This is a genomic window from Nonomuraea sp. NPDC050536 (assembly GCF_044457685.1).
Classification (GTDB): domain Bacteria; phylum Actinomycetota; class Actinomycetes; order Streptosporangiales; family Streptosporangiaceae; genus Nonomuraea.
In genome coordinates, this window is record NZ_JBITHD010000035.1 from 68,400 (window position 1) to 81,331 (window position 12,932).

The following is a 12,932-nucleotide window of genomic DNA, read 5'->3' on the forward strand; positions in this document are numbered from 1 at the left end:
CCTCCACGATCGTGTTCCTGGTGCTCGTGGCGACGATCGTCACCAACGCGCCCGGCTGGTCGCGCGTGCAGGAGACCTTCTTCAACTGGGATGAGTTCGCCAAATCCTTCCCGGACATTTGGGACGGCTTCCTTCTCAACATCAAGATCTTCCTGATCGCCGAGCCGCTGATCCTCGTGCTCGGCCTGTTGGTGGCATTGGTGCGAGGACTGCAGGCACCGGTGTTCTTCCCCCTACGGGCGCTCGCCGTCCTCTATGTCGACATTTTTCGGGGTATCCCCACGATCCTGCTCATCTACATGATCGGATTCGGCCTTCCCGCGCTGAGGCTGCTGGGCATACCCAACGATCCGGTGCCGCTGGGGATCATAGCCCTGACCCTGTCATACGGCGCCTACGTAGCCGAGGTGTTCAGGTCGGGCATCGACTCCATCCACCCGAGCCAGGTGGCCGCAGCCCGCTCGCTCGGGCTCAGCCACGGCAAGACCCTGCGCTTCGTGGTGTTGCCCCAGGCCACCCGAAGGGTGATCCCCCCGCTGCTGAACGACTTCATCTCGCTGCAGAAGGACACCGCCCTGGTGGCCACCATCGGCGCGGTCGAGGCACTGCGTCAGGCACAGATCCACGCCGCCAGCACGTTCAACTACACGCCATACCTGGCGGCGGCGTTGCTGTTCATCCTGCTCACGATCCCGATGGCGCGCCTCACCGACCATCTGGCCGAGCGCACGCGAAGGAGGCGGGGCGCATGAGCAGCCTGCTGAGCATCGACGGCGTGTGGAAGGAGTTCCACGGCCACCAGGTGCTGCGCGGCATCGACCTGGAGATCCAGCCGCACGAGGTGGTCTCACTCATCGGGGCCTCCGGCTCCGGCAAGTCCACCCTGCTGCGCTGCGTCAACCTGCTGGAAACCGTCGACGACGGCCGGATCCTGCTCGACGGCGACGAGATCACCGACCCGCGGGCCGACGTCGACAGTGTGCGCAAGCGCCTGGGCATCGTCTTCCAGTCGTTCAACCTGTTCCCGCACATGACCGTGCTCGACAACATCACGCTCGCGCCGCGCCAGGTGCACAAGGTCTCCAAGGCCGAGGCCGAGCAGAGCGCGCACGAGCTGCTGACCAGGTTCGGGCTGGAGGGCAAGGCGCGAGCCTACCCCGACCAGCTGTCCGGCGGGCAGCAGCAGCGGGTGGCCATCATCAGGGCGCTGGCCACCCAGCCGCGCCTGATGCTCCTCGACGAGGTCACCTCGGCGCTCGACCCGGAGCTGGTCAGGGAGGTACTGGAGATCATCCGTGAGCTCAAGCAGTCGGGCATGACGATGATCCTCACCACCCACGAGATGGGCTTCTGCCGCGACATCTCCGATACGGTGTGCTTCCTCGACGGTGGCGTGCTGCTGGAGAAGGGACCGCCCGAGAAGATCTTCACCGATCCCGAGCACGGGCGCACCAGGGACTTCCTGCGTACCGTGCTGGAGGCGGGCCGCTTCTAACGCCTGTGACGGCCCCGGCCCGCCGTGTCCTTGACCGGGACCGGGGCTGGGGCCAGCAGGCTGTGCCGCCTGCCGTACAGGAGGTAGACCAGCAGGCCGAAGACCATCCACAGGGCGAACCAGCCCCAGGTCACCACCTGCAGGTTCACCATCAGCCAGAGCGTGGCCACCAGCGACAGCGCCGGGACGACGGGGGAGAGCGGCACCGTGAAGCCGCGCTCCAGATGCGGCATCCGGCGCCGCATGACGATCACCCCGGCGGCCACGAACAGGAACGCGAACAGCGCGCCCATCACGACCAGCTCCTGCAGCGTCAGCACGGGCACGAACTCCGCCAGCACGATCGCCAGCGCGCCGATCACCAGCGTCACCCGCGAAGGCGTGTGGTAGTTCCTGCTGACCGTGGACAGGCCGCGCGGGAGGAGCCCGTCGCGCGCCATCGAGAACAGCACCCGCGTCTGGCCCACGATCAGCACCAGGATCACCGTCGTCAGCCCCAGCACCGCGCCCAGGTCGATGACGTGCACCATCCAGTCCACGCCCAGCACCTTGAACGCGCTGGACAGCGGGGCGTCCGTGGAGATCCGGGTGTAGGGGATCATGCCGATCATCACCACGGCGACGGCGATGTACAGCACCGTGGCGATCACCAGGCTGCGGATCATCCCCTTCGGCACCGCCCTCGGCGCGTTGACCGTCTCCTCGGCCGCCGTGGCGATGATGTCCCAGCCGATGTAGGCGAACGCGATCGCCGGCGCCGCCGCGAAAATCCCGAACCAGCCGAACGCGTGCCCCTGCCCCAGGAACACCCCCAGCACCGTGGGCGCCGAGGCCACGGCAGGCTTGGGCGGGACGTAGAAGTCACCGAAGTTGGCCACGTCCAGGTGCAGCACACCCACCACGATGACCGCGCCGATCGCCAGCAGCTTGGCCGACACCATGATCCACAGCGCTCGCAGGCCGATCCGCGCGCCCAGGGCCACCACGCCCGTCAGCACCGCCAGGATCACGAAGACGAACACATCGCCGATCAGGTCCTGCTGCGGCAGCCGTACACCGAAATCAGAGATCGTCTGTACGGCGAGCCCGGCCCAGGCCCTGGCCACCACCGCCACGGCCAGCTGCATCTCCAGGATCAGCGCGCACCCGATGATCCACGCCCACACCTCACCGAAGATCACATAGGTGAAGGTGTACGCGCTGCCCGAGGTCGGCATCGTCGAGGACAGCTCGGCGTAGCACAGCGCGGCCAGCAGGCTGGCGATGCCCGCGATCATGAACGACAGGATCACGCCAGGCCCGGCGATCGTGGCCGCCTGCCGGCCCGCGATGCTGAAGATCCCGGCGCCGATCATCACCCCGAGCCCGAGAACGACCAGGTCGAGCGGGCGGTAGAGCTGGGCAAGGCTGTGCCGGGCGCCGGTCCGCAGACCGGTCGCCTCAGATGGCGGCAGACGTCGCAGAATCGTGGTCAAGGCACACCCCGCTCAGGGAACTCGCCCACAGTGCCTCATCACTCGCGAGGCCGACAAGCACGGGACGGTTACGCCCCGGTTACCAGCCAGGCGGTACCCGCGGCCCGCCGTACCAGCGTGATCAACCGCGCGATCATCCACACCCCCAGCGCGCACCACAGCAGCACCACGTTGGTGGCCAGCAGCGCCGCCGGCAGGTAGGCCAGCGTCGTCCACACCCCCGCCCACGCCAGGTAGCGCTGGTCACCGGCGCCGATCAGCACGCCGTCCAGCACGAACACCACCCCGCAGACCGGCTGGAACAGCGCCACCGGCCACAGCACCGCAAGCAACTGCTCGGCCACCTGCGCATCGGCGTCGAACAGACCCGGCAGCAATGGCCTGGCCAGCACGACCAGCACACCGAGCCCGATCCCCGACCAGATGCCCCACTGCACCATCCGCCTGGTCGCCGACCTGGTGGACTCCACGTCACCGGCGCCCAGTGCCTTGCCGGTGATGGCCTGCCCGGCGATCGCGATCGCGTCCAGCGCGAACGCCAGCAACGACCAGATCTGCGCCGCGATCGCGTACGCCGCCAGCGGCGCCTGCCCCATCCGCGCCGCCAGCATCGTCGCCACGAGCAGCACGATCCGCAGGCACAACGTCCTGACCAGCAGCGCGAAACTGGCCGTCCCCGCCTGCCTGACCCCCGCCAGATCAGGCAGCAACGACGTCCCCAGCCGCCCGGCGCCCCTGACGACCACGACCAGGTACACCGCCGCGCCCAGCGACTGAGCCAGTACGGTCCCCCACGCCGAACCCGCGATGCCCCAGTGCAGACCCAGCACGAACCACGCGTTCAACCCGGCGTTCAGCGCGAACGAACCCACCGACACCACCAGCGGCGTCACCGTGTCCTGCAACCCGCGCAGCACACCCGTGCCCGCCAGCACGACCAGCATCCCCGGCGCGCCCAGCAGGCTGATCCGCAGATACGTCACCGCCTCGGCCGCCTGGTCCCGCCCCGCCCCGAAGAGAGCCACGATGTCCGGCGCCAGCGGCCAGCACACCACGATCAGCGCCACCCCGATCGCCAGCGCCAGCCAGATGCCGTCCACACCGCTGCGCATCGCCCGCGCGTGCTGTCCCGCCCCCGTCTGCCGCGCCACCGACGCCGTCGTGCCGTATGCCAGGAAGACGCACAGGTTCACCAGCGTCGTCAGCACCGTGCCCGCGATGCCCAGCGCGCCCACCGCCACCGTCCCCAGCCCATGCCCGACGATGGCGTAGTCGGCCAGCAGGAAGAGCGGCTCCGCCACCAGCGCCCCGAACGCGGGCACGGCAAGGCGAAGTATCTCCCTGTCCTGGCGGGTAATGGGCATTCATCCATTATGGGCATTACCCGGCGTGTCGGGCACTCCGGGGCCGACTTTCTTTCCTCCACAGGAGGTGGACAGACTTTTCCCAGCTCAGCAAGTGTTTGTGGAAACCGCCTCCGAGTTATCCCCAGGCTCTTCCACAGGCCTTTCACACCCTGGACGCGATAGTGCACAGCTTGGCCACAGGGTTGTCCACAGCCCTCGTTGCCGTCCTGACGAGAACCCGGGAAACTGTCACCCCGGTCGGCTACAAGTGGGGGTGGTGCGACCGGCCTGTGAGGTTCGAGGGGGCGCGGTGAGCAGCATGGAAGAAGAGGGCGGTGGGGGCCCAGGCTTCGAGCGCACCCCACCCAACAACATCGAGGCGGAGCAGTCCGTCCTGGGCGGCATGTTGCTGTCCAAGGACGCGATCGCCGACGTCGTCGAGATCCTGCGCTCCGACGACTTCTACCGCCCCGCCCACCAGATGATCTACGACATCATCACCGACCTGTACGGCAGGGGCGAACCGGCCGACGCCGTCACCGTCTTCGACGAGCTGCAGAAGCGCGGCGAGATGGCCCGGGTGGGCGGCGCCGCCTACCTCCACACGCTCACGGCCGTCGTCCCCACCGCGGCCAACGCCGGCTACTACGCCAAGATCGTCCGCGAGCAGGCGATCCTGCGCCGCCTCATCGAGGCCGGCACGCGCATCGTCTCCTTCGGCTACGGCGGCAACAACGAAGAGGTCGACGACCTGGTAGACCGCGCCCAGGCGGAAATCTACAAGGTCACGGAACGCCGCACTTCGGAGGACTACGCCCCGCTCTCCGACATCATGCCCGGCGCCCTCGACGAGCTCGAGGCCATCGGCAGCCGGGGCGGCCAGATGGTCGGCGTCCCCACCGGCTTCCAGGACCTGGACCAACTCACCAACGGCCTCCACCCCGGCCAGATGATCGTCGTGGCCGCCCGCCCCGCCATCGGCAAGGCGCTCGCCCTGGACACCCCGCTGCCCACGCCGTCCGGCTGGACCACGATGGGAGAGGTTCAGATCGGCGACCAGCTCATCGGCGCCGACGGCAAGCCCACCCGCGTGGTCGCCGCCACGGAGGTCATGGATGGCAGGCCGTGCTACGAGGTCGAATTCAGCGACGGCACGGTCATCGTCGCCGACGGCCACCACCAGTGGCGCACCACCACCCGCGCCGCCCGCCGCCACGCACAAGAGCACAAGCAGACGTACTACTGGCCCGCTGAGGCGATCGAAGGGGTCAGGCAGGCCCATGCTCGATCGCTGATGACTCCCGACCGGCTGATCACCCATCGCGAAGCCCTGAGCGAGGTGGGCGAGGAGTTCCGCCACGTCCTGCACGCGGTTCAGCGAACGATCCCCTCACTCGACCGCATCCCCCAGGTCGCGGCGGGCCCGGCAAGCGGTAGAAGCGTTCCCGCATATCCGGCCACCTGGCTGCTGGGGGCCCTGCTCGAGCGAGTACGCCGGCCCAAGAACGCCACAGCGCGGCACCCCGACATCGTCACCACGGAGGAGATCGCCGCCACGCTCCGCTGCGGGTCGGCCGACCGGCGACCGAACCACGCCGTCGCCGTGGCGGCCCCCTTCGACCTGGAGGAAGCCGACCTCCCGCTGTCTCCGTACGTCCTGGGCGCCTGGCTGGGCGACGGCGCCACCCAGGAGGCTCGGATCACCTCCGTGGACACCGAGATCCTGGCGAACCTCGAAGCCGAAGGACTGCGCGTCACCCGAGTGGCGAACGGGATCGCCTACCAGCTCGCGTTCGCCGAGCCTGAACCTGCTCCTCGCTCCTGCGTCGGCAGGCCGTCCAGTGGCCTGTGGCGCTGCCAGGCATGCCGCGACCATCACGGGACCGTCAAGTCTGTCCTGCGGACGCTGGGGGTGCTCGGCGACAAGCACATACCGCGGAGCTACCTGCGTGCGTCGGAGGCTCAGCGGCGTGCCATGCTGGCGGGCCTGTTGGACACCGACGGATACGTCAGCGCCGCGGGACAGATCCAGTTCGCGGTCACCAACAGGAGGCTCGCCGAGGACGTACACGAGCTGATCCTGAGCCTCGGCTATCGGGTCACCATGCGTACGAAGCCTGTCCGGGGGCGAACCCAGGAATCGTCCACCTGCTACATGATCAACTTTACGACCGCGGACAAGGTGTTCCGGCTGGGGCGTAAGGCGGAGCGCCAGGTGGCCGTTGCCGCGGCCTCGACCCGGGTCCGCTACATCGTCGACGTGCGGCCGATCGCGTCGCGGCCTGTGCGTTGCGTCGAGGTGGACAATGCCGACCACATGTACCTGGCCGGCAGATCCTGCATTCCGACGCACAACAGCACCCTGGGATTGGATTTTGCCAGGTCGGCGGCCATCAAGCATGGGATGACGACCGTCATCTTCTCGCTGGAGATGTCGCGTAACGAGATCACCATGCGTCTGTTGTCGGCGGAGGCGCGCGTGGCGTTGCACGCGATGCGGTCCGGGATGATGGGCGACGACGACTGGACGCGGCTGGCGCGGCGGATGAGCGAGGTGGCCGAGGCGCCGCTGTTCATCGACGACTCGCCGAACATGTCGATGATGGAGATCCGCGCCAAGTGCCGCCGCCTCAAGCAGCGCAACGACCTGCGCTTCGTCGTGATCGACTACCTGCAGCTGATGAGCTCGCCCAAGAAGACCGAAAGCCGCCAGAACGAGGTCTCGGAGATCTCCCGAGCCATCAAGCTGCTGGCCAAGGAGCTCGAGGTCCCCGTGATCGCGATCTCCCAGCTCAACCGAGGCCCCGAACAACGCACCGACAAACGCCCCGCGGTCAGCGACCTTCGCGAATCGGGCAGCATCGAGCAGGATGCCGACATGGTCATCCTGTTGCATCGGGAGGACGCGTACGAGCGGGAGTCGCCTCGGGCCGGTGAGGCGGACCTGATCGTGGCCAAGCATCGTAATGGGCCCACCGCCACGGTGACTGTAGCGTTCCAGGGCCATTACAGCCGGTTCGTGGACATGGCCCAGCACTGACGCGTGTGTATAGGATCCGCGATTCCGTGAGCAAGTGCGGCTGATCATGAGCACTGTCCGAGCAAGTCCGCGTGATCACGAGCTTTGATAGCGCCCCGTGATGTCGGACTTACGGGGCTTTTGTTCGCTATCTATTCGGCGGTCATCCGCGGGGCCGGGCTCGTGGGGCGCAGCAGCGGCATGAAGCAGTCCAACCGCCGAAACGGCTTCTGGATTCGTTGCCATCAAGCCGCCCTCGTCCGTGGAATCGGGAGTGGGAGCCAGTCGCACGCTGCCGGACTGGGCCTTCTCGTCGGGGAAGACCCACTTCCGGAGCGCCCAGAAGCGGAAGACCATGGCGATCAGCGTGCCGATGATCTGCGCGCTCATGAAGTCGGCGATCTCCTGGGTCACCAGGCTCACATCCGGGGTCTCCAGGCGAAATACGTACCGGGAGATCCATAGCGGCGCGGAGCTGAGCACCAGACCGACGCCACTGACCAGGAAGAACAGCGCCGCCTCGTGACGGCGCTCGCGGCCGCCCCTGGTCCGGAACGACCATTCGCGGTTCAACACGTAGGACACGATCGTCGCCACGAGCACCGCGATGATCTTCGCGGTCACCGGCTTCGGTTCCAAAATGGTTAGCTTCAGCCCATAGAACACCGTGTTGTCCACTAAGAACGCTGTTCCACCCACCACCGCGAACTTCAGCAGTTCACGATGCTTCAGCGCAAGTGCGTACAGCGGTTCCGGTAATCTTGCGAGTACTGCGTTTGCTGTTCGGAGCACTCCCGATCTTCTCACCAGTCGAACACCCTGGTAACAAGATTTACGGACACGGCTTGTCCGGCTGGCACCCTACCTGACGACAATCCGCGTGATCATGTGCTTGATAACGCTCTGCGATGTCGGACTTACGGGACTTTTGTGATCCGTTGGGGGGCGTGCCGCAGATCCGTACGCTCCGGATATGGCGGGCCAAGACGTGGTCGAGGCCCGTCGCGGTCGCGAGGTTCCCATGGCGTTCGTCCGGTACGCAGACGAGTCCGTGCGTGAAATCCCCTTCGATCGCCGGTGTCGCGGGCGATTGCGCGGACCGGTCACGAGATCAGGCGCAGCCAGGCCGCCGCGAGGGCGGCGTGAACGGCCGGTGTCGGGTGCACGCCGTCCTCGGCCCAGTATTCCGGCCCGGTCGTCGCGGCGAGTTCGGCGAACATGCTGTCGGCGGGAAGCAGATGGGCGCCGTACTTGTCGGCGAGTTCCCGCACGGCTTGGATCTTCGGGTTCAGGTCGGCGCGCCATGCCTTTCGCTCTTCCTCTCCGATGAGTGCGCGCGCGACACCGGCCTCGACGACACCGTAGATCGGCAGGAGGAACGGCTCGATGAGGATCAGCTCCGTGCCCGCTTCGGCGAGGGGCGCGAGCAGGCGGTCATAGCCCGCTTCGAACTCCTCTACGGGGATCACGTACCCCTCCGGGTCCAGCGTGTGCCAGCCCATGTCGTTGACCCCGACGAGGATCGACACCACATCCGGGTGCGCGTCGAGCACGTCCGCCTGCCAGCGGGCTTCGAGGTCCATCACCTTGTTGCCGCCAATTCCGGTGTTCAGCCAGGTCACGGGGCGGTCCGGATGCTGGAGGCCCCACTCGCCCGCGATGCGCAGCGGGTAGCCGAACCCGAGGCCGTCTTCGCTCTCCAGCCGTCGGCAGTCGGTGATCGAATCGCCGGTGAACACCACGGTGCTCCCGGGTCGGAGGGTGATCGTCATGTGTGCTCCTTGAAATCGGTTCGGAGAGAGGGGAATGGAGTGCTGCTCAGCTCTCCGAAGCGCCGTGTGGCCAGGGGGCGGAGGGCCTTGGCCGGCGATGATGGCGCGGAGGGTCTCAGGCGTCCTGGGGGACGGTGTCGTCGATGGGAGTGGCCGCCTGGTCGCTGGCGGCGTACCGGGCGCGGGCGATCCCCCAGCCGACGAGGGCCGCCGCGACGATGGTGAGGGTAAGGCCCGCGATGGTGACGGCCTGGTGGAACTCGCCGGTCTGCTGCGCGCTCCAGTGGGAGGTGGCGATGTCGCCGGTGAACAGGGTGGCGAGGATGGTGCCGGTGACGGCTATGCCGGTGCCGGAGGTGACCTCGGTGGCGGTGTCGACGAGCGCGGTGCCGATGGTGGTCCGGTTCTCGGGCAGGCCGCGGACCACGTTGAACCCGGCGACGACGCCGACCACGCGCATCCCGGCCGCCACGAGGACGATCGCGATCGCGACCCACAGGTAGCCGAACCGGCCGAGCAGGCCGTAGACGGCGAGGCCGGACACGACCGCCGCGGAGCTGATCCAGGCGGCCCGGTCCAGGCCGACGGCCTGCACGAACGGGTTGACGAACGCGCTGCCGGCGATGAGGACGACGACCTGCGGCAGCATCCCGATGGCGGCCAGTGCGGGCGTCCAGCCCCAGTCGAGCTGCAGCTGCAGCGTCACCATGTATCCGAGTCCGGCGGTCGCCAGGCCGGTGGCGGCCTTGTAGGCCAGGCCGCTGGAGACCAGGGGGAGGGCGAGGAGCTTCAGGTCGAGCAGCGGATGGCGGGCCAGGCGCTCGCGCAGGACGAAGCAGATCGCCGTCACGGCGGCCACGGTGGTGGCCACCCAAGGCGCCCAGGATCCGGCGCCTTCGTCCACGAACAGCGTCGGCGCGAGGAGCGCGAGCACGATCGTCGCCGTGCCCAGCAGCATCCCGGTGACGTCGAGGGGGTCGCGGTGGAGGCCGGTCGGGTCGTCGGCGGCGATGCCGGACCGCACGCCGAGGAACGCGAGCACGGCGATCGGCGCGTTCACCAGCAGCAGGACCTGCCAGGGCGCGATCGCCAGCACCAGGCCGCCCGCCGTCGGGCCGACCGCGAGCCCGACCAGGCCGACGGTCGAGATGAGGGTCAGCGCGCGCACGCGCAGGCCGTCCTCGTCGAACAGCCGGAACGCCAGCGCCATCGATCCCGGGGTCGTCATCGCCGCGGCGACCCCCATCGTCGCCCGGACGGCGATCAGCTGCTCGGCGCTGGTGACCACGGCGGTCGCCAGGCTCGCCCCGCCGAGCAGGACCAGCCCGATCAGCATGATCCGCCGCCGGCCGAACCGATCGGCGATCGCGCCGAACGCCAGCATCAACCCGCCGAACACGACCGCATAGGCACCCGTCACCCACTGCAACGCGGTCGTCGAGGCGTGCAGCTCGCCTCCGATCACGGGCAGCGCGACGTTCAGGATCGAGTTGTCCAGCATCTCGAAGAGGAACACCGCCGACAGCCCCGCCAACGCGACCCACGCCTCCCGCAGCGACCGGGGCGTACGACCAGGCCGGCCCGCAGCCATCTCATTCATGGGGACCTGTGCCCGTGGGGCGATCTGGCACGGGGCGATCTGGTCGCTCGCGCGGGCGGGTCACCTCCACTCCCGCACGGGATGCGGTCGCGGGGGCGCGCGGCCCGTTGGGGCCGGCTCCGGCGACAATGACAGGTGTCTGTTCGAAGGGCATGCCACTAGGGTATGTGACTAAGTTAAGTGACACAAGGAAGTGGAGTCGGGATGCCCAGGACCGGAGCGCGAGGCGGGCCGCAGACGCGCGCGAAGATCTCGGAGGTCGCGACCCGGCTGTTCCTCGAACGCGGATTCGACACGGTCACGGTCACCGAGGTCGCGCGGGAGGCCGGGGTCTCGGCCGTGACGGTCTTCAAGCACTTCCCGCGCAAGGAGGACCTCCTTCTGGACCGCGAGGTCGACGCCGTCGAGCTCCTGCGCTCAGCGGTACGCGACCGCGCCCCGGACGCCGGAGTGCTCCAGTCCCTGCGCGATACGGCGTTCCGTCTCCTCGAGGAGCGGCACGCCCTGTCCGGCATCAAGGACGGGTCCGTCCCCTTCTTCCGGACCGTCGCGGCCTCGCCCGCGCTGGTCGCCCGCGCCAGGGAGATCGCCTCCGACCTCCAACAGACCCTCGCCGGCGAGCTCGAACACGACCCGGCCTTCGACGGCGACGCCGCGCTGCTCGCCGCCTTCTTCATCGCCGGCTATACCGCCGTGCTGGTGGAGACCGCCCGGCGCCTGATCGCCGGAGAATCGGCCGACACCATTGCAGACGACCACCGCGCCCGCCTGGAGCGTCTGTTCGACGCCCTTGGCAGCGGAGTCGCGCCCCGGCCGTGAGGATCACCGCCGCACTGCGGGAGGGGGCGGGCAAGGCCGCCGCCGGCCTCGCCCGCATCCGCCAGGAACTCGTGTGGAGGTTCGGTGAGGAGATCGCCTACGAGATCCGGCTGACCGGTGCGAACCAGGCACCGATCGGCAGTCCGACCTGGGAGCCACTCCCTTCGGCCAGTACCGCGAACCCCTGCCGCCTGCGTCCCCGCACTAGCGGTCCATGCGACATGCCTTACCTGCCAGAAGAGATCATCTCCCGCTGACCCGCGAAGAGAGGTCAGCATCAACCCCTGTGACGATGCTGACCTTTTGATGCGACCGGTCCGTGAGATGGGCTTGTAGAGGTTGCAGGCCAGGTCGAGTGGTCACGTGATGCGGTTCGCCTTTTCCGCCGTCCTGCGGAACTGCGTGCCGTCCCAGCTGTAGGTTTGGCTGACGATCAGGTCTGGACAGCATCTGGGGGCCTGGTCGCTGAGCGCCTTGCCGTGCAGCTGCACACGCCCGCCCCGGATCGCGACCTTCAGGGACTTGAAGTAGCGGTTCTTGCCGAGCTTTCCGAGCAAGTGCGGAGCCGAGGGCTTGGAGGCTCCGTCGTAGACAAAGGCGATCAAGGGATTGCTCGACGTCGGGCTCGGGCACGACGACACGACGACGGTCTCATGCCTGCCGTCACCGGTAAGGTCGCCGACGGCCGCTACGCGGGCGCGCACGACGTACCAAGCGGCGTGCGGCCCCGGTTTGGGACAGTTCAGAGCCGGCTCCACTACGGACGCCCAGTCGACCCGGTCGGCGGCATTCACCGCGATGGTGGCGGTGGCCTGTGCCGCTGCACTGTCCACGGTGGCCGCGTTGGCGATACCTCCGCCGAGGACGACCGTCAGGCAGGTGGCCAGGGAGGCGGCGCTGGTCCAGGCTTCGTATTGGCGGACTCTTGGGTGGCTCGTGCGCTCGGTAATTGAGGTCATAGTCAGTCGGACGCGGGAAACCTCGGAGATGTTGTGGGCTGTTTGAGACCAATGCCAATCCCATCGTCATCGGCCCTGCTTGGGGCGGGGTTCCGCGGGCTGAGCCGGGCTCGATGTCGCATCGCGGACAGGGGTGACGATCTCACCGGCGTCACGGCGACGTCGCAACACGCTGCGACAGGCGGCCACCGTGCCACACGTGAAAGAAGAGATCATCGTTGTGACAACCACAGGTAGCCTGACCACACCAGATCAACTTCAAGCCCCCATGCCGTCAATGTGTGAAGGTGACACCGATGTTGGACTACGGCCTTGACCTGTCCGGTGTAGAGCGTGACCTTGCTCTGCCCGAGGTCACGTCCACGGACGTGGTGTATGAGTCGATCTTCGCGTGATCCTGTTTCTGCAGGTTAAGCGGTAAGTGTCTGCGGGAGTGGGCTCGGGGTG

The 12,932-nt window shown here is 67.9% G+C and carries 10 protein-coding genes; 4 read left to right on the plus strand and 6 right to left on the minus strand.

Translation table 11 applies throughout. From position 1 onward, the window contains the following. The first annotated feature begins 20 nt into the window (after positions 1-20). Together ACIBHX_RS49820 and ACIBHX_RS49825 are read left to right on the plus strand one after the other, a co-directional pair. Entirely contained in the window at positions 21-752 is a 732-nt protein-coding gene (locus ACIBHX_RS49820) for an amino acid ABC transporter permease (protein WP_397075735.1), read from the plus strand. Then, the gene (locus ACIBHX_RS49825; protein WP_397075737.1) at positions 749-1,495 is read left to right on the plus strand and encodes an amino acid ABC transporter ATP-binding protein; all 747 of its coding nucleotides are present in this window, start codon (positions 749-751) and stop codon (positions 1,493-1,495) included. The genes ACIBHX_RS49820 and ACIBHX_RS49825 overlap by 4 nt, the downstream gene beginning before the upstream one ends. Here ACIBHX_RS49825 and ACIBHX_RS49830 read toward each other — a convergent pair. Both ACIBHX_RS49830 and ACIBHX_RS49835 read right to left on the minus strand, forming a co-directional pair. After that, a complete protein-coding gene (locus ACIBHX_RS49830) occupies positions 1,492-2,970 on the minus strand; it encodes an APC family permease (RefSeq protein WP_397075739.1) in 1,479 nt (492 codons plus the stop codon). The genes ACIBHX_RS49825 and ACIBHX_RS49830 overlap by 4 nt on opposite strands. A gap of 68 nt (positions 2,971-3,038) precedes the next feature. Beyond that, positions 3,039-4,334 (minus strand): MATE family efflux transporter, encoded by a 1,296-nt coding sequence (locus ACIBHX_RS49835; RefSeq protein ID WP_397075740.1) that lies wholly within the window; start codon positions 4,332-4,334, stop codon positions 3,039-3,041. A gap of 301 nt (positions 4,335-4,635) precedes the next feature. Between ACIBHX_RS49835 and dnaB the strand changes: the two genes are divergently transcribed. Further along, positions 4,636-7,356: a replicative DNA helicase gene (gene dnaB / locus ACIBHX_RS49840; RefSeq protein ID WP_397075763.1), complete on the plus strand. Its 2,721-nt coding sequence runs from the start codon at positions 4,636-4,638 to the stop codon at positions 7,354-7,356. A 75-nt stretch (positions 7,357-7,431) separates the two neighbouring features. Here dnaB and ACIBHX_RS49845 read toward each other — a convergent pair whose 3' ends face one another. The 3 genes from ACIBHX_RS49845 to ACIBHX_RS49855 form a co-directional block, all read right to left on the minus strand. Continuing rightward, a complete protein-coding gene (locus ACIBHX_RS49845; protein ID WP_397075742.1) occupies positions 7,432-8,127 on the minus strand; it encodes a GtrA family protein in 696 nt (231 codons plus the stop codon). A 311-nt stretch (positions 8,128-8,438) separates the two neighbouring features. Next, on the minus strand, positions 8,439-9,107 hold the full coding sequence (locus ACIBHX_RS49850) for an SGNH/GDSL hydrolase family protein (protein WP_397075744.1): 669 nt from the start codon (positions 9,105-9,107) through the stop codon (positions 8,439-8,441). 115 nt (positions 9,108-9,222) lie between these two features. Further along, complete coding sequence (locus ACIBHX_RS49855; protein ID WP_397075746.1) at positions 9,223-10,707, minus strand: MFS transporter; 1,485 nt, start codon at positions 10,705-10,707, stop codon at positions 9,223-9,225. Between the two features lie 204 nt (positions 10,708-10,911). Between ACIBHX_RS49855 and ACIBHX_RS49860 the strand changes: the two genes are divergently transcribed. After that, the gene (locus ACIBHX_RS49860; RefSeq protein ID WP_397075747.1) at positions 10,912-11,526 is read left to right on the plus strand and encodes a TetR/AcrR family transcriptional regulator; all 615 of its coding nucleotides are present in this window, start codon (positions 10,912-10,914) and stop codon (positions 11,524-11,526) included. Between the two features lie 359 nt (positions 11,527-11,885). Here ACIBHX_RS49860 and ACIBHX_RS49865 read toward each other — a convergent pair whose 3' ends face one another. Then, positions 11,886-12,485, minus strand: coding sequence for a hypothetical protein (locus tag ACIBHX_RS49865; RefSeq protein WP_397075748.1), 600 nt, complete (start codon positions 12,483-12,485; stop codon positions 11,886-11,888). Positions 12,486-12,932: the final 447 nt, after the last annotated feature.